Below are 26,128 nucleotides of genomic sequence, written 5' to 3' on the forward strand. Positions count from 1 at the left end.
ATATTTTGTCCATGTTTAATTTTATCTACATAATTCATTATGTTTCATTTCCTTTCAATAGTTTTCTCCGATACATTACCGCCCCCATAGTTAAATTAAATTTTTCGCATAATTCTTTTATAGAAAGTGTATTTAATTCCTGTTTAGGCGTTCTTACCCAATTTAGAAGAGGAACTCGTTTTTTTTCACCTAATAATTCTTTTAAATAAGAACAAGCAGTTAAAATTTCTTGGTCAGTTTTATTGAGTCCTATCGCAATCTCTTTGATTGAATACTGTATACTCATATTTTTTTGAAGACCCAATGCACATCTAAATCTAGTGATTATTTTAATTAGCAATCCGAGTAATTTCATTGATTTAGCCAAATCATATTTCTTTAAAAACTCAGCCAAACCATCGGTCAAAATGAAAATATATTGACTCTTTGCAATTCGCTCATACATCGAACCTTTGTAGATCATAATCCCAGCTTGTGTATTTCGCTCTTCATACACATCCCACTCTTCACCTTACCAATCTTTAATTGTCTTTATTGGATAAATTTTATATCTTTGAACCATAAGCATAAACATTTTTTATCAAATTCTTCTTAATACTCAAAGAGCTTTATTTAATTTCAATCACAAATAAAAATTATATTTATTAAACTAATTTAAATAAAATATTTCCAAAGCTGTAATTGCTCAATAACAAGTCGTTCAAAGCTAAAGATACAAATCGTGAATAAATCTACTGATATAGTGAGATTGACAGGTATAAATTGGACACTTACCATCATGACCAATCTTAGATCAGCAGTATTGGTTTTGTTTTGAATCTTCAGTATCAATTAAAAATAATTTCTATCATTTGTGTGACACTTGCAATTACGGCGTGTTCGTCTTTAGGCGGTGGTTCTGTGCAAAAGCGTGCAGCTAAACTTTCTACAGGTATACAAAAGGCTTATTCAGTTTCTCCTGATATTGCAAATCGAGTCTCACCTTTTATTGTACAAAGTGCAGATCTATATGATGTTGATCCTTTACTGATTGCAGCTACAATTCGCCAAGAATCCAGTTATCGTAGCTATGTGACTTCACCTTCTGGAGCGGTTGGCTTAACTCAGGTCATGCCACGTTATTGGCAACAAGCTTGCCCGGGCGATCTATTTGATGAATATACCAATGTACGCTGCGGAACCATGATCTTAGCGAAATATAACCAATCTGCAGGAAGTTGGAAAAAAGCTTTAGGTTATTACAATGTGGGTCCTACAAATTATGAATCAAATCGTAAAATGAAACGCCAAGGTAAGAGATATGCCAAACAAGTGAAACAGCACGAAAAACAGTTAAAATCTTCGTTATAAAATTTAGCACTAAAATCTAATATCAATCCCCAGAATAAAGTTAAAATTAATTCAACTTAACTTTGCAAACAAAGCACTGCTTTGTTTGCAGCGCAAGATTTGGCAATATCTCTAAAAAGTTGAGCATCGCCTACATCTAAATATCAAAAAACCCTCTCTGAATTATGTATGAGAGGGTTTGTTTTTTGTCGACTTCACCATTAAGTGTATTGTCGATCAGATACAGTTACTGGCTATTGGCGTTTAATCCGCTGAAATATCTTCAAACAATACTGAAGATAAATAGCGTTCACCAGCATCCGGTAATATTACGACAATGGTTTTTCCTGCATTTTCAGGACGAGCTGCCAATTGTGCCGCTGCTGCTAATGCTGCACCACTTGAAATCCCCACAAAAATACCTTCCAGAGTTGCACTTTTGCGTGCAAAATCAATAGCAACTTGGTTTTCAATCGCAATCACTTCATCGACCAAATCTAAGTTTAAATTCTTAGGAATAAAGTTTGCACCAATCCCCTGAATCTTATGTGGACCAGGTGTTAGCGTTTCGCCACGCTTGGTTTGACCTATGATTGGAGAGTCTGCTGGCTCTACAGCAACTGAATGGATCGCCTGTTTTTTAACATTTTCAAAATAACTAGAGATCCCCGAAATTGTTCCCCCAGTGCCCACACCAGCCACAAGAATATCAACTTTACCACCTGTTGCAGCCCAAATCTCTGGACCCGTTGTCGTCTCATGGATTTTTGGATTAGCTGGATTTTCAAATTGTTGCGGTAAGTAATATTTTTCAGGTTGCTCTGTGGCTAAACGTACAGCTTCTTCTACCGCACCTTTCATCCCTTTTGCTGGTTCAGTTAAGATTAAGTTTGCACCTAAAGCTTTTAATACTTTACGACGTTCAAGGCTCATACTGGCAGGCATTGTCAAAGTAATTTCATAACCTTTTGCTGCTGCTACAAATGCCAATGCAATTCCTGTATTACCACTTGTTGGCTCAACAATATGCATCCCCTGCTTTAAAAGCCCTTTGGCTTCTGCGTCAGCAATAAGTGCTGCACCAATACGGTCTTTCACTGAAAACGCAGGATTACGGCTTTCTGTTTTTGCTAATACAGTCGCACCACCCGTAATCAAACGGTTGATACGAATCAGTGGTGTATTACCAATCGATTCAGCATTATTGGCATATACAGCAATACCTAAATTTTCTGTGCTTGGGAAATTTGGATCTGTAGACATGGTCTTTCCTTGAATTTAAAAATTAATTTATATCAATCTATCATAATGCTTTTTTATGTAGCTTTGACATTCAGTAACTGAATTTAATTATAGCAACAATAAAATAGTTTATTCATATAAATCATAAGTTTAGTTTTTACGCAATGTATTTGACTGAATTGTCAGCAAATCAAAGTATATATTTGTATATTATTTCAAGCATAATAACCCCATAACTCATCTGAAGAGAAGATTATGGCAAGCAGTGCTTATCAAAAATTTTACCGTCAATTTACAAAAAAAATCTTAGATAAAATTGTCAGCCCACAAGTTTTGGGTGATACACAAACACTTGAAAATACAATTAACGATCCAAATACACCTCATTTTCCAATTTGCTATGTTATCCAAGACGACTCTACATCCAATAAAGTCTTGATCGATAATGAAACTGAAAAGAGAAAACTCAGCCCAGCTTTTGCACCACTTCAGCTCTCATCTGACTACCAAGAAGATGATTCATTTATTACTTTAGAGCCAACAAAAAGTAATGCTTCAGCTTATTACCCAGATAAAATCATTCGTCTGGTTGAATTTTTGTTGAAGCATCCAGAACAAGATGTATTGCTGATCCCGACCACAATTTTATGGGGACGTGCGCCTGAAAATGAAGACAGTTGGTATAAGGCATTGATGGCAGATGCTTGGGCAAAACCGACAGGTATCAAACAAGCACTCAATATCACGTTGTATGGGCGTGAAAATTATATCGAGTTCCATCAAGCGATTTCTCTACGTCAATTGATCAATTCAGCAATCGAGCTTACACCGAATTTCTCACCTGCTCACTATGTGGTTACCGAGCTGAATAAACAATTTAATGGTTATAAAGAAGCCATTCTTGGTCCTGATATTTCAGATCGTCGCAATGTCATCAATAAATTGATGACCACTGAAGCCATAAAAGAAGCTATTTTAAATGAAAGTATTCACAAGAAAATCAGCATCAATGAAGCTGAAAACTTAGCACACAAATATTTAGATGAAATCGTTTCTGATTTTTCCTACTCAACCTTACGCTTTGCTGAGATTGCATTAACCAAGCTTTGGACGCAATTGTATGATGGAATCGAAGTACATAACTTTGATACGGTGCGCGAACTTGCCAAAGATTATGAGATTGTCTACACCCCTTGTCATCGTAGCCATATCGACTACTTGCTGCTGTCCTATGTGATTTATAACCGTGGATTGATGGTTCCGCATATTGCGGCAGGTATTAATCTAAATATGCCTATCGTTGGACAGTTAATGCGTGGCGCAGGTGCGTACTTTATTCGCCGTAGCTTCAATGGAAATGCGTTATATACCGCTGTTTTTAAAGAATATATCTACAGTATGTTAAATCGCAATACACCGATGGAATACTTTATAGAAGGTGGACGCTCACGAACTGGATTATTATTGCCGCCTAAAAAAGGGATGTTGGCAATGACGATTCAAAGTTATCTACGTGGAAACAGTAAACCAATTGCCTTTATTCCTACATATTTTGGTTATGAAAAGCTGATTGAAGGAAGTTCATACATCAAAGAATTGGGCGGTCAAAAGAAACAAGCTGAATCTTTATTTGGTTTATTAAAATCTATTCAAAAAATCGAAAAAGTATTTGGTGTGGTACATGTCAATCTAGGTGAGCCTGTTTTTCTTGAAGATATTTTGCAAAAGAATCAAGCACCGCAACATGTCGGATTGCATGATGAAATTCCTGACAGTGTCAAAGCCACAGTGAATGATGTTGCAATCGATATTTTGGAAAATATCAACAAAGCGGTTGTGATCAATCCAATCAGTTTGATTTCTTTGGTGTTGTTAAACGCACCAACGCATAGTTTGGCTGAACGAGAAGTTTTGGTTCGTTTAGAACAATTCCGCAATTTATTGAAACATCATCGCTATGATGATCGTATGCAAATCACTGAACTCTCCAACAAAGAAATCATTCAATATGCCATGAAACTCAAACAAGTTGAGTTGATTGAACATGACAATGAACGTTGGGTAAAAGTCAGTGATATACAAGTCGGCTTACTCAAATATTTTAGTAATAACATCCTACACACCTTTATTCTGCCTGCTTTAATCGCAAAAGTATTTAAACAGCACACTGAAGAACAGATGTTTAAAATTGAAAAATCTACCTTATGCTCACAAGTGATTGAACAATATCCCTTGATCCATAAAGCATTTTTCTTAAAATGGGACGAAACTGAAGTTGATACCCAGATTGAATATGTTCTGGAATATTTCAGTGCTGAAAAACTGATTGATATTGATGCAGATCAAATCATCAGCATTTCAAACGCAGATCCTAAAATTCGCCTACTTTCAGCCCTTGCACATTTATATGATGTCAATGTGGTGAAAGAGCCTGAAAAAGATTCAAAGGATAAATAACTGCATCGTAAATTTGAATAAATCTATACTGGGATTAAATCGAAACCAATCGTTTTGATAAAATACCCAGTATAGATATTAGAATTAGACACAGCGAAGATCACTAAAATTCGATGATAAAAGTTCTATCTGCCTATCGAATACTTTAACCCAATAAAACCATAGTAATTGAGCACTTGTGCAAAACTTTTTACTAAAGCAAAACCAGCCTGTTTGTACAAATCAATGATCTCGTCTGGACGAATTAATGCAAAATCTTGAGTGATACGATCAGCCATAATCTCTACTTGCTTTTCATGTAATCCTGAATCCAATGTCAAAGTTTTTAGACTGTCTAACTGTTGCTCATTTTCAAATTGAGTGAGCTCTACACTTAAACATAAGCCTGTATTGCTTAGGCTATTTGAAATATCTTTAAAAAAGTCTAATTTGCTTTCTACAGGCACAAAATGTGATACCAAAATCGCCAATGCGGCATCAAAGGTTGTGTCGATATTGTGCAATATAGAGGTATCACCAACGATACATTCAATTCTTGATGAAAGCCCTAAACCATCAATATGTTGTTTGGCTTTATCAATCATGTTGGGTGCAGGATCAATTGCTGTAAAATTCCATTGCGGAAATTGCTCTGCCAAGTACTGCAACTCATATCCTGTACCACATCCCACCACCAAAATATGGGCTTGTTGAGGCAAATAGGTTTTCAGTAAAGCATGAACTTGTAAGTGAATCAGTTCGTAACCAGGAATCAACTTGCGGATATGCTCATCATAACTTTCTACAACCACGGGATGATTAAAGTCCTTTGCCATGATTTACCCCTCTAAGTTTTAATTTTTAAGTAACTGATTGATAATTAATAGATCAGTAATTAAGACTCTGACACGATCGTATGTTTAACTTTAACGGCTTGCAGACAAAAATCAGCAATTTGTTTAACAAAATATTCTTTATAGGTTTTATCAAAGCGCTTGGTTTTCGCAATACTGAGCGGTTCGATCACCACAAATGTCATTGCACCTACAATACACAATGCGGTGGTATTTAAATCTTCAAAAATAAACTCACCTGAGTGTCTTCCCTCAGTTAAAATTTTAATAATACTTTCTTTAATCAACTGCTTACTCTGGAAACGTTCAAGCTCAAATTGTGGATCAACAGGTTCAAACAACAGAGAATAAGACAGTCGTGGGCTATTCATTGCACGTTTAACAAAAGTTGTGACTGCACGATGCAATTTTTCAACAGCCATTAATTCAGTATGAGCAATATCATTCAGAATATTCACTTCGATATGAATAGCGGCATTTAAAACTTCAATCAACACTTGATTTTTATTTTCAAAATAGCGGTAAACTAAGCCACTTGAAACACCAGCACGATCTGCAATTGCTTGAATTTGCGCATCTTTAAATCCCCCTTGTGCCACCAGTTCACGAGCTGACAATAAAATCATCTCTCGATTCTGCTGCATTTTTTCTTCCATGACAGAGGATCTTTTATAATTCATAGTAATATGCAAATCCTATTCAGGCTTAAATCGTTCAAGCTAAATATTAATAAATTTTAAATCAATATGCTATCAATCTCTGCAATTTCATACTGATATATAAACTTCACCAATGTATTTTCATGATCTGTTAAGTGTTGATTTTAGCCAAATACAACCAGATGCACAGCCAGCATTAAACTTTGATTAAGCACAAAATGCCATATCAAACTGTTTATCTTAGATACAGAACAATCTCACTTTGTCCGTTAATCCCCCCTTTATTTGGTCACTCATCCCCTTTTTTCACATGATCAAAAATGCTTCACTCACCTTATAAAGTGCTTAGGGTCTGTGGACAATTCGTCTATGTTTGCGACTAGGTGTGTTTTTTAGGCGATTCTAGGCACGAAATACGAAATTTAGTCATTCTAAATGATGAGAAACACTGTTTCGCAAGGGAACGACGAAGCGACACAAAACACGCTAGTCCCCGCTACGCCTTGCGCTGCAAACAAAGCAGTGCTTTGTTCTTGCTCAGGGTTGTGGTTAAAATTATCTCAGGCTGCGTTATGAAATTTAATAATAGTCTCGCTATTCTCTTCATTTCATGCCTTGCCTGCTCAATTTTAACCCACAACGCAAGCCATTTATGAAATGTCCACAGCCCCTAAATAAAACCAGTGAAACTAATTACTTAAGATAGTTTAATGGTTGCTATTTTATTTGACTTTTATGACCGCAATAACAAAAAAATTCAAGGAACGAACAGCATGAAAACACAGCCCCTCCTTCTCAGTATACTTACTCTATTTTCAACAGCTTATGCTCAGGCGGCTGCCATGGATCAATCAGGACAATCAATACTGGCATTTCTTGAAGACAAAAACTATTTTGAAGCCAGCATTTCCGCTGTTGATCCAGATGTTTCTGGTAAAGTTCGCAATCGTCCAGATTTGGTCAATGCAGGTAGCAATGATCTAAGTACTGGCAATATGGCGCGCTCATTCCAATACTATAATGCAACATTGAAACTTCAAATTGCGCCAAAAGTTTCTTTTGGTGTGATTTACGATCAACCGTATGGTGCAGATATTGAATATCCTTTACGTACGAATAATACTTTCTCGGATAATGAAATTACCATGAAAGGTACTTCTGCCGATGTAGATACACAAAATATTACGATGCTATTCGGTTTTCAGCCGAATACACATTTTAATTTGTATGGCGGTGGCGTTTATCAAACTGTAAAAGGATCAGTATCTTTACGTGGCAATTCGATGAGTGTGTTTAATGGCTACGATGCAAAATTCAAACAAGACAGTGCTGTAGGTTGGATGGCAGGTGCAGCTTTTCAAATACCCGAAATTGCCTTAAAAGCCGCAGTAACCTACCGTTCTAAAATCAAACATAAAATTGATGCGCAAGAAACGATTTTTGGTGAAGCATTGGCTTTTACTGGGGATCAACCAACTGAAATCAATACACCTCAATCCGTCAATGTTGACTTACAAACTGGTGTTTATAAAGACACAATTGCGTATTTAAATGCGCGTTGGGTAAATTGGAAAGATTTTAAAATTCGCCCTACCCAATTCGGTGCCTTAACCGAACTCGCAACGGCTGAACTGAGCCAAGGATTGTATTCAGGAGGATTCAATCTCGATGATTATCAAAAAGACCAATACAATTTAACACTTGGTCTGGGACATCAGTTTACTGAAAAATGGGCAGCTTCAGCGGATGTGTCATGGGACTCTGGTACAGGTAATCCTGCTTCAGTATTAAATCCAACCAAAGGTGGGTGGGGATTGGGGATTGGTGTTCAATATAATCCAACTGCTGATTACTTTATTGCTGGTGGGGTTAAATATCAATGGATTGGCGATGCAACAGCACAGGATGGAACATATTATATTCCTGTTCCAGGTGCTTCTGAAATCGCACAACAAGGTGACTATCGAAACAATAATGCCATTGGCTATGGTTTAAAAATCGGCTATCGGTTCTAAAAACAACGATTTGGATAAATTTATTTTTTAGCGTAGACTTCATTCTGGCGTATATATTTGAAGAATGAAGTCTTTTTTATTCAAAGAATTCATTTCATCGTCATTTATAAATGCTAAAAACTTTAACGATCAATATGAATAAAAATCAATTTTCAATTTAAGGGTAATAATATGAAATTATTGAATTTAACAGCAATGATTGCTTTAACTACAGCATTAACAGCATGTGGTGGCTTGCCAAAGGAATGCGAAGAATCTTGGAAACATATGGAAGATTTAGCAAAACAAAGTGGTATTCCTGAAGATTCGCTGAAAGAACAGAAAAAGGCATTTGAAGAAGAAATCAAAAAAATGCCAAAAGAAGATGCGATCAAAGCATGTAAAGCACAATCATCAATTTTTGGGATGGTTAAATAATTTAATCAACAACAATATATGGATGTGTCTTTACCTACATCCATATATTCTTCTGCTATTTTTTAATCCAAAATTAATGACACTGCTCAGCTTCTGTATAAACAAACATAGGACCTAAGTCATATATTTGATCATTCCTTTTTGCTTGTGGAATGTATGCACTTGAAATGCTTCCATCTAAATATAAAGCTTGATCAGTCTTGAGCTGTGTTTTAAAAATATCAGCGAACTCATAAAAATTAATTTTGCCACGACTAATCACAAAATAGAGCTGATTATTTTTAATTCCAACCCCATTCCTAATTTTCAACGAGTCTGAGTCTTTTACAAAGATTGGATTAATTTGTCCATTGATGACCAGCATCGGACCAGATTGTGTCGCAAAGCGTGCTTTAAACTTAGACTTTTGATACTGGGTTGTGGTTTGAATGACAGCTCGATGATCATTCCATGCCACCACACCATTGGGTTGCATAAAGAAGTTACCAAATTTATTCTTTTGTTGATTTAATTCGACCTGTTGTTTGTTTTGCTCAATATACAGCCCAACAGGTGTAAAATTGGCATGATACATCCCTGCATTCATGGCAAAACTGATATTACATTGCTTCAGGTTCTTTTGTAACGCAGCGAATTTCTTATAGGGTCGAGCCTGTGGATCTTTGAGGAATAACTGTAGCTTACTCAGATCATCAATTCGAACCACATCTGCTATCACTTTCTGATCTTTACTGATTTTAGTATAAGTCGTCTCAGCATGTAGCTGAAATGGAAAAGTACTCAATCCTATACTGGTCAAAAAGGTATAGATCCAATATCTCAAACGCATAAACTTTAATTCCAAATCATCTTTTCAATTTTTTAATTCATAATGTATGCTATTTTGCATTTTAAATGTAATTTTTTACTTAATTAGCACTTTAAGGGCTATTAAATTCATTACGCATCGCTATAATCATTCTATCCTTTCAATTAAATACATGTGTACAATTTATTTGAACTGAGTGAAATATGCAGACAAAACAAATAACCAAATATCCGATTGGAGCACATTTAATCGTCAAACATTTTGGCTATAGCCATCATGGTATTTATGCAGGACGAGGTCGTGTGATTCATTATTCTGGTTTTGCACATTTCTTTAAAAAGCGTCCTATAGAAATGACCTCTCTCGAAAAATTCTCGCATGGTAAATCCATACGCGTGCGTCTTTATGAGCAACCCAAATTTTCAGGTCGTCATGTCGTACGTCGTATGCGCTCACGTATGCATGAAAACAGCTATCATTTAATTATCAATAATTGTGAACATCTTTGTAGCTGGGCAATCACAGGGGTAGAAAGTAGTCCACAAGTGGTTAAAATGATGAATCGTTTAACCACAATCGGTTATATTAGTTCAATCATGACCTATATGAATGGATTATTCTTAACCGTGGCAACCACCTGTTTTGCTTTGGTGTTATATATAAAAATGAAACTCAGGGCTCAATCAAAACTTAAACTTCCTGCCTACCTTTCGATGAAAGACCAACACACCAAAAAGTAAAAGTTTTAGGCTTTATTCATTTATATAATGAGCAATCTATAGCACCCAATTCAAGTAAAAACTGAGTGCTAAATCATGAGATATGATGTTCTCGTTTTTTTAAAAAGGTGGAAATTTATCTTCGACCAAATTCAGCACCAAGCCATGTTCCAAATATGCTTTTAGACCATCCAATACCGTCGTAAATCCGCCAGTCGCATCGATAATAAATTTAATCAATTCAGAACCCTGCAATGGGATATCATAATTACGAATCGTGACATAAGTTTGCTCAACACTGACCGCTTCAAAAATAAAATCTACAGACGTTTTAGGATCTTCGCCCCATGCAATTTGAATCAATTTATTTTCAAGAATATTAAAAACCATGACCTTCGATTTTACTTGATATTTATCCCAACTCCACTGCACAATTTTTCCTTCTTTTAGTGGTCCAGTGGAACTGCTAAACCAAAACTTAGTGGTTATTGCTGGGTCTATAAAAGCATTAAAAACCTCAGCTACAGGTTTACGAATTAACATTTGTGTTTCAATGGTTGGATTCATTCTTATGACTCTATTTAATTTATAGGAATAACAATTGGATCAATAGGATGATACTGATAACACAACTGCGTATGAATCAGTATCAGGTTTTTGTTAATCAATTTAAAAGCTTAGTTTTGAATAAATGAAGATTCTACTAAAGCTTGATAGCGTTCGGAGAATTGACCATTCCAATACGGATAATATGGATATGGTGGATATACTGCACTGATTTGATTTAAACGCTGTAACTGTGTTTCTGTCAATATGACATCTTTTGCAATGAGATTATCTTTTAGCTGTTGCTCGTTACGAGCACCAATCAATACCGTAGAAACTGTAGGGCGCGTAAGCAACCACTTTAATGCAATTTGTGCAACTGAATAACCTGTACTCAACGATAACTCTTTTAGAATATCAATAACATCATAGAGATATTGATCATTTACTGGTGGTGCAAACTGCGCTGTTGCATGTAAACGACTTTGAGTTGGGATGGGATGCTCTCGATCAAACTTTCCTGTCAAACGTCCCCACCCTAAAGGACTCCAAACCACAGCACCAATGTGCTGATCATGATTTAAAGGCATCAACTCCCATTCATAGTCGCGCCCAATCAGCGAATAATAGACTTGATGAGCCACCATTTTTTCATAACCATAACGATCAGCAATTGACTGCGCCTTCATCAATTGCCAGCCTGAGAAGTTTGATGCGCCGATATAACGCACTTTTCCACTACGCACTAACGCATCTAAGCTTTTCATCAATTGTTCTACACAAGTAAAACTATCAAACTGATGTAACTGTAATACATCAATATAATCGGTATTTAAACGCTTTAATGATTGCTCAACGGCACGCATTAAATAATCACGGCTAAAACCGACTTGATTCACTTGGGGATCTTTACGAATCCCCACTTTGGTTGAAATAATTACATCTTGTCGATACGGTGCTAATGCAATTCCTAGCATTTTCTCTGACTCACCTTCTGAATAGGTATCAGCGCTATCAAAAAAATTAATTCCTGCGTCTATACAAGATGCAACCATTTGATTGGCTTCAATTTGTTCGATCTGTCCCCATGCAGAAAATAAAGGTCCTTTTCCACCAAAAGTTCCCGCACCAAAACCAAGCTCGGATACTTTTAATCCCGAACTTCCTAGAAAATTATATTTCATGACCATTCACCTTGTTTCAATAATCGATATTGCAAAAATAGCAATTTCAATTTATTTAAAAAATCAGGATAATCAGAAAATACTTTTTCGATTTTATGGAAAATGAATACAGAAGATTTTCAATTCTTTCTTCGTGTTGCTGAACTTGGCTCGATCAGCCAAGCAGCAAAGCATGCCAATATCGCTGTTTCAGTGGCAAGTCAGCGCATTCAACGATTAGAACATCACTTATCGCTTAGGCTATTTTATCGCACTACCCGTAAATTGCGTTTGACTGAAGAAGCTAAGACGTTGATTGAACATGGGCAACCGCTACTAGAAAGTTTTCAGATATTGACTGAAAATCTTAAACATCGCGATCAACAGCTTGTTGGAAATATTAATCTCACAGCGCCTGCGAGTTTCGGTGTACAAATACTGGTTAAAGTGATTGCTGAATTTTTAAAGCAACATCCAGCATTGTCGATAAACTTAGATCTTAATGATCAGAACGTAGATTTGATTGCTCAAGGAATGGATATTGCAATTCGGATTGGAAAACTTCAAGATTCATCGTTAATTGCTAAACCGTTATGTATCAATCAGCGCTTACTCTGCGCCTCTCCAGAATACCTTGAGCAGTACGGCACACCTCAACATATTGAAGATTTAGCGCGACATCGCTGTATCGTTCAACGCCATCAAAAAGGCATCACTGATACATGGAACTTTATTGATCCTTTAAAAGGAGATAAATTATTAAATATTCATGTCAAAGGACACTTTATTACCAACGCCGGTGAAGGTGTGCGTCAAGCTGCATTGGCAGGTCTAGGCATTTCAAATCACTCTTTTTGGCATGTTCACGATGATTTAATGACTGAGAGATTAATCCATGTTCTTCCTGAATTTACGGTGGAACCTACCGCGATTTATGCTGTAGTCCCTGATCGAAAACTCATGCCAAACAAAGTCAAAGTTTTAATTGAATATCTGCAAGAGCATTTTAAAAACTTTAATAAATAGGGTGTGTTGACACTTTTAGATTAAAAAATAGCGAAGTAGTAAAATTAAATCGCCAAACCCAATTCTACTATTCGCTATGCCTCGTACCATGTTAACAGATCAACACTGGCAAAAGTTGAAAGCTATTTTGCGTAATTTATCCATTCATCTCAACTCAAATTTAAGAAATTTTATTGAAGCGATTCTTTATAGGATAAGAACTGGATGTCCTTGGCGTGACATACCCACTTGCTTTGGACAACCTAACTCTATTTTTAAACGTTTTAATCGCTGGTCAAGTAGTGGTAAGTTACTCACTATATTCAAATTATTATCACTGAATACCGATATGGAATGGCTATTCATCGATGGTTCCCATATTCGTGCTCATCAACATTCTGCGGGTATTGCTGATCAGGCAATCTCTAAAAGTGCAGGAGGAAACTCCTCCAAAATACATTTAGTTGTAGATTCAAATGGGAATCCTATTGATTTCATTATTACTGATGGAACCACGCATGATGTTAAAGTCGCACCTGATTTAATTTCAAAACTCGATTTAAATGAGGTAGAGGTTGTATGTGGAGATAAAGGTTACGATTCAGAGCCATTAAGAGAGCAGATTAGAGCAACTAGAACAAAAGCGAATATACCTAAAAAATCCAATAGCCAATCAAACAATGACCATATGGATTGGTATTTATATAAAATCAGGCACTTAGTAGAAAATATGTTCTGTAGATTAAAGCAATTTCGAGGAATAGCCACTCGATACGACAAGTTAAAACGGAACTATGAAAGTTCTGTTGCATTAGCTTGTATATTTTTATGGCTCCCATTGTAGGTTAAATTATGAACCCTAAATGTCAACAGACCCTAATTGATTTAAATATTTAAAATTTAACTTATACCAAAGGTCAAAAATAATTTTAATTCATCAATATCATTATTGAAAATTTTTATTGTTAGGAATTTTCACAACCTCATATTTTGAGAAACGCTATGATCTATTTACGGTCGCGTTGTCAATATTTAAGTTGGTTACCTTTACGGAGCTTCACTGATCATACTGCAACAAAGAATGGGCTTATTCCAAATGACAAATATAATCGACTACTTCTGTGGATTGCATACTAAAACGGCTATTTGCAGGAACTGTAAAAAATTCACCTGGATGATACACCTCAGTTTCTTCACTCTGCTCTCTTTTTACAAAACATTTTCCAGAAATAATTTCGATTTTTTCGCAGACATGTGTTTCAAAAGTTAAAGGTTTGTCTGTGGGCAAAATCACGCCTAATGTTTTTTTAGAACCATCTTGGCATTCGATAACGTAACTGATTGATCGCCCCTTATAATGTACATTGGGCTTGATATGAACCGTAACTGCATCAAATTGAGAAGACATTGGCTGACCCTGATTATTATTTGTACGTTTAATATATCGCTTTTATATCCCTCAGCTCAATCAATTTTATTGAACATAAAAAAACCTAGCCGAAGCTAGGTTTCTTACTATTATTAAATTATTTAACCTGAGTTCGATATAAAAATCTTGATGAAATATGATACTCGGAAAAGTCATCCGCAATTGTTTGAGGCAGGACTACTTCTATAAAGTATTGTTTCTGTGACTGATTAAATATGTTGCTGGTGGTTGACGAGTTTTGCGGTGAGCAGCGATACCGCTGCGCAAGGTGGTTGCCCTTGCGGAGCTTCGCTCCTCATCCCGAAAGAAAAGTAGGGCTAGCCGCAGGCTGATCCTTAAATTGGGTGAAAACGCAGCAAGACTCCGTCGAGACTTATTTTTTTTCAATGAGTTGAAGATGTGGTTGCATCCAACTCACGCTATTTAACCGGCTTAAAGCTGTCTTTCAAATCTAGAATACGGTTAAACACAGGTTTTTCAGCTGCATGGTCATATTGATCTGCAACAAAATAACCTTCTCGTTCAAATTGGAAACGATCTTCTGGTTTTGCTTGAGCCAAAGCAGGTTCGACCACTGCTTGTACGATTTTTAAAGATTCAGGATTTAAAAACTTCAAGAAATCATCATCAGCATCAGGCGCAGCTTCTGTAAATAAACGATCATAAATACGCACTTCGGCAGGAATACCTTGAGTTGCAGAGACCCAATGAATAACTCCTTTTACTTTACGACCTTCTGGATTTTTACCTAAAGTTTCAGGGTCAATAGAACATTTCAGCTCAACAACTTCACCATTTTCATCTTTAATCACTTCGTCACATTTGATCACATAGGCATGACGTAAACGAACTTCACCATCTGGAACCAAACGTTTAAAGCCTTTTGGTGGCACTTCTTCAAAATCTTTACGATCAATATAGATTTCTGTGCTTAAAGGAATAATGCGATCACCCATATCAACATTTGGATGGCGTGCATGATTGAGTTCCATATCCGCAGGTAAATTGGTTAATGTTACTTTCAAAGGATTTAATACAGCCATACCACGCGCTGCTGTATTTTCAAGCGACTGACGAATACAGAACTCCAGCATTGCCACATCAACAATACCATCCGTTTTAGACACACCAACACGCTTACAGAAATCACGTAAACCTTCAGGAGTAAATCCACGACGACGCATGCCCACAACAGTTGGCATACGTGGGTCATCCCAACCATTAACATAATTGCCTTCAACCAACTTACGTAATTTGCGCTTAGACGTAATGGTGTAATCTACGTTTAAACGGCTAGACTCATACTGACGTGGCACAGCTTTAGAATGAACTTTTTCAACAATCCAATCGTAGAATGGACGATGATCTTGGAATTCCAATGTACATAAAGAGTGTGTAATGCCTTCTATCGCGTCTGACAATGGATGCGCATAGTCATACATTGGGTACATTTTCCATTTATCACCTGTTTGATGATGTTCTGAATGAAGTACACGATATAAAATTGGATCACGCATATGCACATTTGGAGATGTCATATCAATCTTGGCACGCAATACTGCTTCGCCTTCAGCAAATTCACCATTATTCATTTTTTCAAAACGAACAAGATTCTCTTCAACAGAAGTATCACGATAAGGTGAGTTTTTACCTGACTCTACGAAATTACCACGATTAATTCTAATTTCTTCAGGGCTTTGCAAATCTACATAAGCATCACCTTGTTTGATTAACTGGATTGCCCAAGTATGCAATTGGTCAAAATAGCTTGATGCATATCGTGGTTCACCATTCCATTCAAAGCCCAACCACTTTACATCGTTGGCAATTCCGTCGACATATTCTTGTTCTTCAGCATCTGGATTAGTGTCATCAAAACGTAAGTTACATAAACCTTGATATTCTTCGGCAATACCGAAATTCAAGCAAATCGCTTTAACATGACCGATATGCAAATAACCATTTGGCTCAGGTGGAAAACGAGTCACGACTTGTTGTGTACGACCTGTTGATAGATCATCAGTAATCACTTGACGTACGAAATCTAAGCCCGGTTGTTGTTCTTGCTGCGCATTATCGACAGGGCTGGCATTATTTGTCGGGCTTTTCGGCAGTTCTGAAACAACATCATTTGGCTTCATAGTTGATAAATCACTTCTAAAAGTTAAAATTGAATATAGAAAATGCGATTTTATCCTTTTTAACAAAAGAATTTCACATTTTTACTTGCTATGTAGTTTACAGTTTGCTTATGCTTCTCTCAACCAAAAACCCATGACATTTTTCGTCATGATTAGGAGATTATAGAATGAGTTTTCCTCAAGTCGAATTAAACACCAACAAAGGACGTATTGTTCTTGAACTTAACTCTGAAAAAGCACCAAAAACTGTTGCTAACTTTTTAGAATATGTTCGTGATGGTTTTTATGATGGCGTAATCTTCCATCGTGTTATTGACGGTTTTATGATCCAAGGCGGTGGCATGGATGAAAACTTCAAAGAAAAAACAACGCGTGATTCAATTGAAAATGAAGCTGACAACGGTTTGAGCAATGACGAAGGTACGATTGCGATGGCACGCACACAAGCACCTCACTCTGCTTCTGCACAATTCTTTATCAACGTAAAAAATAACTCTTTCCTTAACCATACAGGTAAAACTGCACAAGGCTGGGGTTATGCCGTATTTGGTAAAGTGACTGAAGGTATGGATGTTGTTGAAGCAATTAAAGGTGTTCGTACTGGCAACCGTGGTTACCACGCTGACGTTCCGCTTGAAAATGTGGTTATCGAATCTGCAAAAATCATTGCTGAATAATAAATAAATCCTAGGCTGTGTTCTTTGATTAAAGAACAACAATGCAGCTTGTTCTGTTATAAGGTGCTGCTGAGTAGGATAATTTTATAGGAAAAAAAGTGACCTATCTGTTTATCGCTGATTTACATTTGTCACCAGAACACCCTCGACTGGTTCGAGGGTTTTTTGATTTATTGGATCAATATAAAACTCAAAATACTCAATTATTTATTCTGGGTGACTGGTTTAATACTTGGATTGGCGACGATTATACTGCACCATGGCTAGATGAAGTTGTTCAACATTTACAACAATTTAACCAAGCAGGTAATCAAATTTACTTTCAAGTCGGCAATCGTGATTTTGCTTTAGGGCAAGCATTTCTTGATCAATTCAATGGCAAACTGCTGCCTGATATTTACACACTGACAATCGCACAAACACATTTTCGTTTAGAACATGGCGATGCCTTATGTACTGATGATGTTGCTTATCAAAGATTTAAGAAAGTCATTCGTAATCCTCTTGTATTAAAAATCTTAAAAAATACACCACTAAACTTTAGACAAAAACTTGCCAATGGTTTTCGTAAACGAAGTCGTGAATCTCAGCAAAATAAATCTTATGAAATTATGGATGTCAATTCAAAGGCTGTAGAACAGGCTTTAGAAAATACGGATATCTTGATTCATGGACATACCCATCGTCCTGCAATCCACGATGTAAAGAATAAACCTCGAATTGTCCTTGGCGATTGGCGAGAAAAAACCTCAGAAGCCATGATTTTAGAGGTAGATGAAACTGGAAAATGGCAATTTATAAAATGGCGAATCCGTTAAAATCTATATAACCTTGCATCTTATTTTTCAATAAAACACTTTATTTTTCAGTATTAATCATATTTTCGATAAAATTTTGAATATTTTTTAAATTTACCTTGTCAATCACAACTAAATTTTCTTCAAAAAAATAATTATATTCACTTAAATTATCTTTAATCGTTTGCTCTAGACGAACAGGATCATAAAAAGTAAAAAAATAACTTTTCCCTGAAATATCAATCATTAATAGTAACCAACCTTTCTTTTCATATTCCCATTCGTAATCATGAAAATCTTGCGGTAAATGAATATAATATGCCGTCATGTTTCCCTCTCCAGCTTTTAATTATTATCTTGTTATACAATCACTTTATAGCGATTTAATATTTATTTCAAACGAGCATTTCAAGCTTTTTATCTTTCCCTATTTTGCATATTTATGGCACAAAACTTTATAATTCATGACAATTCTATTTGTTATAAATTCACATCATAAGAATATAGTAAATTCGATTTTCAAATATTTCAAATCGCTCATAATTTTCATGTTTATTTACGATTTTAACATTCACTTTTAGGTGTTTTAGCATAGAATATATCGATAATTTACGATATATGAGATAATTTCATGGATCTATTGACGGTAGCAAAAACACGTTATACCACCAAGGCTTATGATGCGACAAAGAAAATTCCTCAAGAACAATTCGAGCGTTTAGTTGAAATCTTACGTTTAACACCTTCTTCAATTAATATTCAGCCATGGCATTTCTTTATTGCAGATCATGATGAGGCTAAACAACGCATTGCAAAAGCCCTTGTTGGTAAATATGCCTATAACGCACCCAAAGTATTAGATTCATCACATACAATTGTATTCTGCACCCAAGCAGATATCAGTGAACAACATCTGGCAAATTTATTACAACAAGATGATCTAAGTGGGCGTTTTAAAGATGCACAAGCTAAACAAGATCAAAACGATGGTCGTAATGGATATATCTCATATTATCGTAATGAAAAAGGAGACATTCAGCGCTGGGCTGAAAATCAAACCTTTATTGCACTTGGGCAAATGCTTTTAGCCGCAGGGATTGAAGGCATAGATGCGACGCCGATAGGCGGTTTTGATGAAGCGATTTTGACAGAAGAATTGGATTTAACTGAAAAGAATTTGATTCCTTCTGTCATTATGACACTCGGTTATCGCAGTGATGTCGATTTCAACGCTAAATTGCCCAAATCTCGTTTAGCTCAAAAAGATTTGATTACTCGTCTTTAAAATAGAACACGTAGATTTGCAAAGAGCGGCTTATATCCGCTCTTTGCAATTAAGTATATCAATGCTTTCTTTAGTTTTATAAGGCTTATCTTTATAAAGGATGTGAGCTTGCAACTTCTTGACTGATCATTACAGCAGTTGCAGCAGATAATGTCCAACCCAAATGCCCATGCCCTGTATTATAGAATATGCGTTCACGTTTACCTCGTTTTACCACAGGCATCATATTTGGCATCATTGGACGTAACCCTGCCCAAGGCACGCAATGCTCTGTCGATATATCAAAATTTTTATTGACCCAATCTGTTAAAGGCTGAATACGATCAGAACGAATGTCACGGTTATAACCGTTGAATTCCGCAGTACCTGCAATACGTAGGCGATTCGCACCTAAACGAGACGTTACAATTTTTGCACTTTCATCGAGCAAACTGACCCAAGGTGCACCATTGATACTTTTTTCATCATTAAGCTGTACAGTGATTGAATAACCTTTTACAGGATAAACATTCACACGATCACCAAGTTGGTTGGCTAGTTGATAACTGCCGACTCCACCACAGATCACAACTGCATCAGCACTCAATTGCTCTATAGCAACCGAATGACCTTCCATATTTTCAACACTTGGGTGGTATTGAATATTAACGCCATTTGCAGTGTGTTCAACATTCACGACTTCCATACCAAATAAATATTTAACCCCATATTTTTCAGTGGCTTTGGCGAGACCTGTCGTAAACTTATGAATATCACCTGTTGCATCACCTGGACAATAAAAACCACCGTAATATTCACCAGTTAAACTGGGTTCAATGGATTTAATTTCCTCATTGGTAACGGCATGACGCTCTAGACCACCTTTACATAACAAAGCATTGACACTGGTTGCAACTTTATAATCATATTCAGAATGGTAGAAATGCAAAATTCCACGTTTTTCTAAATCAAAATCAATACCTTCTTGTTCAGCAATGCTAAACAATCTTTGACGTGCTAACAGCGCCATTCTAACCGTGTCTTGTGTATTAGTTTCATAATGTTTGATATTACCGAGGAATTCTACTAACCAAGCATATTTATGTAAGTCAAAAGAAGGATTGAGCAACAATGGTGCATCTTTTTTTGCCATCCATTTAATGCCCTTGAGTACCGTAGACTTTTGATTCCATACTTCTGCATTACACGCAGATAGTTGTCCACCATTGGCAAATGAGGTTTCCATAGCAGGAAATAAATGTTTATCAATAACAGTTACTTGATAACCTAATTGAGCAAGTTCGTAAGCTGAGGTTACACCTGTAATACCCGAACCAATTATGACCACATGACACATACACACACTCCTTTGAAATGTAATTCTTCTCATTACATTGTCAATGTATGCCCCATCTGTCATGTGTACCTGAGAGCTTCGATAAAAACCTAAACTATTTAGGTTTTACCTTCCCCTTCGGTGAGCCATTTCTTTTTTGTTTTCAATAGAATGACTTCTCTCCAGAGGTTTTACAATAATTACAGTCCTTTTGCCTGAGAGTTTCCGGGGTCGTTGCTCCTTCGGCGAGTCTACAAGAGACTTCTCTCTTGCAATCATCTTTCCTTTTATATAGCAATGTATATGCCATTTTGAATAAAATAGATACACTTTTGCGGTAATGAATCGTAAAAATTATTCTGCTTTACCAAACTCTGCTAAAAATTGCTGTTTATCCTCGTCCGTCAAGAATCTTAAAATATAAGCTTGAATACTGTTTTGTTCTAATTGTGCTGTTTGCTCAATTTTGGTTAATGCTACATCGAGTTCAGCCATATTTTCAGCGTATAAGTGCTCCAACCAAATAGCTTCATCAATATCTTGCTCAGTTAAAATCAACGCGACTCCACTTTCGGAAACCAATGCTTCACTGAGTTCTACACTCATATTGCATTGTGTATAAGTCTCACCTGCCCAAGAATTGACCAACAATTGTATATGTGACGCATCCAGTTTTAATTCTACGTATAAATCAGTCGCGGAAAAATACATTATTCTTTCAAATTCTGACTCATAGGCATAAGCTGAAAAATTATCTAATAAATGTTGAATCTGACGATTCTGAGTATTCGCGATTACAGCTATACCATCTACAGCAAAACGTAAAACTTTTAACGCATTCATTTTCTACTCGATAATCTTGACTAGATTTGTTGATTAAATTTGTTGATTACATCTGATCTTATTCCACTTTACCCATTATCGGACTGTAAAGTCGATCAACTGTAGTCTGAAATTTAGGGGCAGTGGACATTTCATAAATGGCTTGCGTTGTAGGTTAAAATTGAGCAGGCAAGGCATGAAACGAAGAGAATAGCGAGACTATTTTTAAGTTTCATAACATAGCCTGAGATAATTTTAACCACAACCCTGAGCAAGAACAAAGCACTGCTTTGTTTGCAGCGCAAGGCGCAGCGGGGACTAGCGTGTTTTTTGGCGCTTCGTCGTTCCCTTGCGAAACAGTGTTTCTCATCATTTAGAATGACTAAATTTCGTATTTCGCGCCTAGAATCACCTAAAAAACACACCTAGTCGCAAACATAGACGAATTGTCCACAGCCCCTAATCTTTAGATTGTATTTAACAGTTTATTTAACTTTTGGATATATTCCATATCATCAGGGTGCTGTTGCAAATTACGTACACTATGATTTTGGTGATTACACACTCCAACAGCCTCATCCAGATAAAAATTATTTTGAATGATCAAACCATTCACTATACAGCTGGCAATATATTCTTCATGACCTTGAAAAGATTTTATATTCGATAATCGCTTGGCAATCAGCTCTGTGACAACCTTTAACTGGTTCTGTTCAACAGCAAGCATCGGTAGCAACAATAAGAAATCTAAATCTGTCGATTGTAAGCGTTGAAACTCTTTCAAACTCAAAAACCATGCTTCAAAATGCCCGCCAATATTGCCGATATACAGATCATTGAGAAAATAACGAATTTCCTCTGGTGTAAATTGAATATCAATGTAGAGTTTAGAATGAATTGCTAAATGATAATACCGCATTGCCCGATCAGTATGTTCAGGTAAAAAAGACCTGTACCATGCTTCAAGCTCTTTGCTATAAAGATCTATTCCTGTCTTCTCCTCAATCGCCTCATCCAAATTCAATTCTTTTTCTTCATCAAAACCACGTAATAATGCAATAAACCAATGCCAAAAATGCTCATTGCTGAATGTGATTTCGTGTTCCAAAATATGTTGACTCATTGATTCTTTCTTAAATGTAATTAATTATTTACTGCATCATATCGAAACACGTTCAAATCATCGTATTCAATTTTTGGTGTTGTTCTTGAAATAATATCGGAGAGTAGTTTTGCTGAACCGCAAGACATGGTCCAACCCAATGTGCCATGTCCAGTATTGGTATATAGGTTTTGATACTTGGTTTTACCAACAATCGGCGTACCATCAGGCGTTGCAGGTCTTAAACCCGTCCAAAAATGTGCATCCGTAATATCACTGGCATTTGGAAATAATTGCTGGAGTACCATCAGCAAGGTATCTTCACGACTTGATTTTAAAGAGCGATCAAAACCATTAATTTCAGCCATTCCTCCAACTCGAATACGGTCATCAAAACGTGTTAAAGCTATTTTATAAGACTCATCTAAGATCGTGGAGATTGGTGATAATGCTGGATCAATAATCTTTGTGGTGATCGAATAACCTTTTAAAGGATATACGGGCGCATCAATATTGAGTTGTTTTAACATCTCATGACTATAACTGCCCAATGCCATCACATAAACATCACCTTTCAATGTACTGCCATCTTTGAGTTTAATGGCTGTAATTCGATCTGAATCTTTTTCAATTGTTTCAATCACTGTATTAAAAAGAAAATTTACACCTTGCTGCGCAGCGAGTTCTGCTAATTCAGTGGTAAATTTTTGGCAATCCCCTGTTTGATCATTAGGCAAGCGCAAACCACCAACAAAATCAACAGTCGCATGCGCCAATGCAGGTTCTGCTTTTATCACACCAGCTTTATCTAATAATTCAAATGGCACACCTTCATGCTTTAATACTTCTGTGTCTTTGCCTGCCACATCTAATTGCTGCTGCTTACGAAACAGTTGCAATGTCCCAAGCTGACGTTCATCGAAATGAATTTGGGTTTCTGCACGCAGTTCATCTAAGCAATCACGGCTATATTCTGAAATTCTCACCATTCGCTCTTTGTTGATTTGATAGCGATTGATATTACATTCAGCTAACATTTGTACCATCCACTGATACTGATACATATCTCCAGTTAGTTTAATGGCGAGCGGCGAATGGGGTTGAAACATCCATTTAAATGCTTTTAAAGGAATCCCTGGAGCAGCCCAAGGAGAGGCATAACCTGGAGAAATTTGACCTGCATTCGCAAAACTTGTTTCAAGTGCTACATTCGGTTGACGGTCAATTACAGTGACCTCATGACCTGCTTGTTTGAGATAATATGCCGATGTTGTACCAATAACACCTGCGCCCATGATGATGATATGCATACTGAACCGACCTTATACGAATTTATCGTCTTATAATAAAAAGTTATCTATTCTAATCTGAATTTTTGCCACTCTTTTAATGTAGCACTTAGAAATAATTTGGCAACACAGATTTCGTATGGAACTGTCACTATGGTTTATACTTTTGAATTATTTAGTTTTTTATCTTAAAATAATCATTTTCATTTTTTTCATAGAATATATAACAAGGTATATCACTTTCAGCATATAGTATTGTGATAAAAGTCTTGCTCAGCTCAGAAAGCACGCATATTCACTAATAATGATTATAGAATATATTTTATCCCTTTACGCTTCTTATACATTCCTGAATTAAATCGCATACATATAGCGCTAATCTGCTGAAAAACTCACTTTGAATGAATCATTTGTATAAATATTCAGCCAGTCTAATGATAAAGTAACGTGAGTTCGATGAAACCGCATCTTCAACTCATTGAAAAACAATAAGTCTCGACGGAGTCTTGCTGAGTTCTCATCCAATTTCAGGAACAGCCTGCGGCTCGCCATACTTTTCTTTCGGGATGAGGAGCGAAGCTCCGCAAGGGCAATCACCTTGCGCAGCGGTATCGCTGCTCACCGCAAAACTCGTCAACCACCAGCAACATATTTAATCAGTCGCAGAAACAATACTTTATAGAAGCAGTCCTGCCTCAAACAGTTGCGGATGACGTTTCCGAGTATCATATTTCATCAAGAATTTTTATCGAACTCAGGTTAAAGTAGATAATTATGACTGATCATATCGCTTAAATTAAAAAAGCTCGCTTCATCTATAAAGATTCAGCGAGCTTTGTCATCATCAGCTTAAGGATAAAATCATCGATGGGTATGAATGGACATTACAATCCCAAAACTTGCCAACAAAGCAATCACGGCTGAACCGCCATAACTCATCAAAGGTAAAGGATCGCCTGTTACAGGCAAAATTCCACTCACCATGCCAGAGTTTACAAAAACATAGAAGAATAAGGATAAGCCAATTGTTCCAGCTAAAAGACGTCCATAATTATGAAAGCTATTTAAGCTAATGATCATGCATCTAAAAATCATCGCGGTATACAAGGCAAATAAGAAAAATACTCCAATAAAGCCAAATTCTTCTGCATATGTCGACATGATAAAATCGGTATGGTGTTCTGGTAAGTAGCCTAATTGAGACTGTGTCCCTTCCAAGAATCCTCGCCCTGTCATGCCCCCCGAACCAATTGCAATTTTAGACTGAATAATATTCCAACCAGCTCCCAGTGCATCGGACTCAGGATCAAACAAAGTCATAATTCGTTTCTTTTGATATGCTTGCAAGACAAATGTCCAAATTAATGGAAAAGCCATTGCTAATGCAGCCAGTGTACCAATAATTAAAGTCCATGACATGCCACTGAGAAATAAGGCGAAAACCCCACCAATCACAATACCAATCGCCAAGTCTGGCTGCAGAAGTGCCAATACAAATGGCACTACCATAATCATCAAAGCCACCACAATATGTCTAAACTTGGGAGGTAAAGGATTTCGTGCAAAATACCATGCCATCATTAAAGGCATTGCAAACTTCATAAACTCACTGGGTTGCATACTGCCAATACCGGGTATGGTTAACCAACGTTTTGCGCCTAAGCGTACGTCACCAATCAGTAAGACCAAAATCAGTAATAGAATGGCAAATAGATAGAACCATGGGCTAATCGCTTGATAAACTTTGGGTGGAATCTGTGCACAGACAAACAATAAAACAAAACCCACACCAAAGCTGACCGCTTGACGAATCACCATAGTCATGTCTTCCGAAGAAGCACTGTAAACCATCAATAAACCAAGAACAGCATTGATGATTAATAAGCCCAATAACCATGGGTCAAGATGCAATTTATCCCATCTCGACATCTTCTGATTAATACTTAAACCATCTCGAACGGACTGACGTAAAAACTTATACTGGGGCGATGGTGTCATGAATGCAAATCTTAAACCTAGCTTAATCTAGCCAAATTATAGAGATAAATATTCAAGGAGAACATCTATCCTTTGAGAAT

At 36.5% G+C, this 26,128-nt stretch carries 25 protein-coding genes and 1 riboswitch; of the genes, 10 read left to right on the plus strand and 15 right to left on the minus strand.

Annotated elements, in window-relative coordinates; all coding sequences use genetic code 11:
- Positions 1 to 37: 37 nt before the first annotated feature.
- Positions 38 to 496 (minus strand): hypothetical protein, encoded by a 459-nt coding sequence (locus tag I9192_RS11770; RefSeq protein ID WP_005031787.1) that lies wholly within the window; start codon positions 494 to 496, stop codon positions 38 to 40.
- Between the two features lie 317 nt (positions 497 to 813).
- Here I9192_RS11770 and I9192_RS11775 point away from each other — a divergent pair, with 317 nt between their 5' ends.
- The gene (locus tag I9192_RS11775; RefSeq protein ID WP_010591799.1) at positions 814 to 1,350 is read left to right on the plus strand and encodes a lytic transglycosylase domain-containing protein; all 537 of its coding nucleotides are present in this window, start codon (positions 814 to 816) and stop codon (positions 1,348 to 1,350) included.
- A gap of 243 nt (positions 1,351 to 1,593) precedes the next feature.
- On the opposite strand, the gene cysK is transcribed toward I9192_RS11775, so the two are convergent.
- A complete protein-coding gene (gene cysK, locus I9192_RS11780; RefSeq protein ID WP_151800943.1) occupies positions 1,594 to 2,592 on the minus strand; it encodes a cysteine synthase A in 999 nt (332 codons plus the stop codon).
- A 234-nt stretch (positions 2,593 to 2,826) separates the two neighbouring features.
- On the opposite strand from cysK, the gene plsB reads away from it, so the two are divergent.
- Positions 2,827 to 5,028, plus strand: a complete 2,202-nt coding sequence (plsB, locus tag I9192_RS11785; RefSeq protein ID WP_005031794.1) for a glycerol-3-phosphate 1-O-acyltransferase PlsB — start codon at positions 2,827 to 2,829, stop codon at positions 5,026 to 5,028.
- Between the two features lie 125 nt (positions 5,029 to 5,153).
- Here the strand turns inward: plsB and I9192_RS11790 are convergent, their stop codons facing one another.
- Together I9192_RS11790 and I9192_RS11795 are read right to left on the minus strand one after the other, a co-directional pair.
- Positions 5,154 to 5,843, minus strand: a complete 690-nt coding sequence (locus I9192_RS11790) for a class I SAM-dependent methyltransferase (RefSeq protein WP_005031796.1) — start codon at positions 5,841 to 5,843, stop codon at positions 5,154 to 5,156.
- Positions 5,844 to 5,902: 59 nt separating this feature from the next.
- Positions 5,903 to 6,541 carry a TetR/AcrR family transcriptional regulator gene (locus I9192_RS11795; RefSeq protein ID WP_034715301.1) on the minus strand — a complete coding sequence of 213 codons (639 nt, stop codon included), beginning with the start codon at positions 6,539 to 6,541 and terminating at the stop codon, positions 5,903 to 5,905.
- Between the two features lie 752 nt (positions 6,542 to 7,293).
- Here I9192_RS11795 and I9192_RS11800 point away from each other — a divergent pair.
- Positions 7,294 to 8,535, plus strand: coding sequence for an OmpP1/FadL family transporter (locus I9192_RS11800; protein WP_005031801.1), 1,242 nt, complete (start codon positions 7,294 to 7,296; stop codon positions 8,533 to 8,535).
- Between the two features lie 171 nt (positions 8,536 to 8,706).
- Positions 8,707 to 8,952 carry a hypothetical protein gene (locus I9192_RS11805; RefSeq protein ID WP_005031802.1) on the plus strand — a complete coding sequence of 82 codons (246 nt, stop codon included), beginning with the start codon at positions 8,707 to 8,709 and terminating at the stop codon, positions 8,950 to 8,952.
- 73 nt (positions 8,953 to 9,025) lie between these two features.
- Here the strand turns inward: I9192_RS11805 and I9192_RS11810 are convergent, their stop codons facing one another.
- A complete protein-coding gene (locus I9192_RS11810) occupies positions 9,026 to 9,781 on the minus strand; it encodes a phosphodiester glycosidase family protein (RefSeq protein ID WP_005031805.1) in 756 nt (251 codons plus the stop codon).
- A gap of 182 nt (positions 9,782 to 9,963) precedes the next feature.
- Here I9192_RS11810 and I9192_RS11815 point away from each other — a divergent pair, with 182 nt between their 5' ends.
- Complete coding sequence (locus I9192_RS11815) at positions 9,964 to 10,500, plus strand: lecithin retinol acyltransferase family protein (protein ID WP_009584082.1); 537 nt, start codon at positions 9,964 to 9,966, stop codon at positions 10,498 to 10,500.
- Between the two features lie 99 nt (positions 10,501 to 10,599).
- Here the strand turns inward: I9192_RS11815 and I9192_RS11820 are convergent, their stop codons facing one another.
- Both I9192_RS11820 and I9192_RS11825 read right to left on the minus strand, forming a co-directional pair.
- On the minus strand, positions 10,600 to 11,046 hold the full coding sequence (locus I9192_RS11820; protein ID WP_005031809.1) for an SRPBCC domain-containing protein: 447 nt from the start codon (positions 11,044 to 11,046) through the stop codon (positions 10,600 to 10,602).
- 110 nt (positions 11,047 to 11,156) lie between these two features.
- Complete coding sequence (locus I9192_RS11825) at positions 11,157 to 12,209, minus strand: aldo/keto reductase (protein WP_200149825.1); 1,053 nt, start codon at positions 12,207 to 12,209, stop codon at positions 11,157 to 11,159.
- A 102-nt stretch (positions 12,210 to 12,311) separates the two neighbouring features.
- Here I9192_RS11825 and I9192_RS11830 point away from each other — a divergent pair, with 102 nt between their 5' ends.
- Positions 12,312 to 13,214, plus strand: coding sequence for a LysR family transcriptional regulator (locus I9192_RS11830; RefSeq protein WP_200149826.1), 903 nt, complete (start codon positions 12,312 to 12,314; stop codon positions 13,212 to 13,214).
- Positions 13,215 to 13,290: 76 nt separating this feature from the next.
- Positions 13,291 to 14,037, plus strand: coding sequence for an IS5 family transposase (locus I9192_RS11835; protein WP_005032014.1), 747 nt, complete (start codon positions 13,291 to 13,293; stop codon positions 14,035 to 14,037).
- Between the two features lie 243 nt (positions 14,038 to 14,280).
- On the opposite strand, the gene ppnP is transcribed toward I9192_RS11835, so the two are convergent.
- Both ppnP and I9192_RS11845 read right to left on the minus strand, forming a co-directional pair.
- A complete protein-coding gene (gene ppnP / locus I9192_RS11840) occupies positions 14,281 to 14,601 on the minus strand; it encodes a pyrimidine/purine nucleoside phosphorylase (protein WP_009584079.1) in 321 nt (106 codons plus the stop codon).
- 440 nt (positions 14,602 to 15,041) lie between these two features.
- The gene (locus I9192_RS11845) at positions 15,042 to 16,763 is read right to left on the minus strand and encodes a glutamine--tRNA ligase/YqeY domain fusion protein (protein WP_200149827.1); all 1,722 of its coding nucleotides are present in this window, start codon (positions 16,761 to 16,763) and stop codon (positions 15,042 to 15,044) included.
- Positions 16,764 to 16,930: 167 nt separating this feature from the next.
- Between I9192_RS11845 and I9192_RS11850 the strand changes: the two genes are divergently transcribed.
- Positions 16,931 to 17,440, plus strand: a complete 510-nt coding sequence (locus I9192_RS11850; RefSeq protein ID WP_004830577.1) for a peptidylprolyl isomerase — start codon at positions 16,931 to 16,933, stop codon at positions 17,438 to 17,440.
- A 98-nt stretch (positions 17,441 to 17,538) separates the two neighbouring features.
- Positions 17,539 to 18,258, plus strand: a complete 720-nt coding sequence (locus tag I9192_RS11855) for a UDP-2,3-diacylglucosamine diphosphatase (RefSeq protein WP_200149828.1) — start codon at positions 17,539 to 17,541, stop codon at positions 18,256 to 18,258.
- Between the two features lie 40 nt (positions 18,259 to 18,298).
- Here I9192_RS11855 and I9192_RS11860 read toward each other — a convergent pair whose 3' ends face one another.
- Positions 18,299 to 18,565: a hypothetical protein gene (locus tag I9192_RS11860; RefSeq protein ID WP_004830575.1), complete on the minus strand. Its 267-nt coding sequence runs from the start codon at positions 18,563 to 18,565 to the stop codon at positions 18,299 to 18,301.
- 303 nt (positions 18,566 to 18,868) lie between these two features.
- On the opposite strand from I9192_RS11860, the gene nfsB reads away from it, so the two are divergent.
- Positions 18,869 to 19,522, plus strand: coding sequence for an oxygen-insensitive NAD(P)H nitroreductase (gene nfsB / locus I9192_RS11865; protein WP_200149829.1), 654 nt, complete (start codon positions 18,869 to 18,871; stop codon positions 19,520 to 19,522).
- A gap of 91 nt (positions 19,523 to 19,613) precedes the next feature.
- On the opposite strand, the gene I9192_RS11870 is transcribed toward nfsB, so the two are convergent.
- From I9192_RS11870 to rodA, 5 genes are all read right to left on the minus strand, one after another.
- Positions 19,614 to 20,858 (minus strand): D-amino acid dehydrogenase, encoded by a 1,245-nt coding sequence (locus I9192_RS11870; protein WP_200149830.1) that lies wholly within the window; start codon positions 20,856 to 20,858, stop codon positions 19,614 to 19,616.
- Between the two features lie 172 nt (positions 20,859 to 21,030).
- A riboswitch (glycine riboswitch) is annotated at positions 21,031 to 21,119 on the minus strand.
- Positions 21,120 to 21,191: 72 nt separating this feature from the next.
- Positions 21,192 to 21,680 carry a hypothetical protein gene (locus tag I9192_RS11875; protein WP_004830571.1) on the minus strand — a complete coding sequence of 163 codons (489 nt, stop codon included), beginning with the start codon at positions 21,678 to 21,680 and terminating at the stop codon, positions 21,192 to 21,194.
- A gap of 445 nt (positions 21,681 to 22,125) precedes the next feature.
- Entirely contained in the window at positions 22,126 to 22,782 is a 657-nt protein-coding gene (locus I9192_RS11880) for an Imm19 family immunity protein (protein WP_200149831.1), read from the minus strand.
- Between the two features lie 20 nt (positions 22,783 to 22,802).
- Positions 22,803 to 24,071: a D-amino acid dehydrogenase gene (locus tag I9192_RS11885; RefSeq protein ID WP_200149832.1), complete on the minus strand. Its 1,269-nt coding sequence runs from the start codon at positions 24,069 to 24,071 to the stop codon at positions 22,803 to 22,805.
- An 840-nt stretch (positions 24,072 to 24,911) separates the two neighbouring features.
- Positions 24,912 to 26,048 (minus strand): rod shape-determining protein RodA, encoded by a 1,137-nt coding sequence (gene rodA, locus I9192_RS11890; RefSeq protein ID WP_004830568.1) that lies wholly within the window; start codon positions 26,046 to 26,048, stop codon positions 24,912 to 24,914.
- Positions 26,049 to 26,128: the final 80 nt, after the last annotated feature.

Origin of the sequence: Acinetobacter bereziniae, from assembly GCF_016576965.1 — a bacterium.
Lineage (GTDB): Bacteria > Pseudomonadota > Gammaproteobacteria > Pseudomonadales > Moraxellaceae > Acinetobacter > Acinetobacter bereziniae.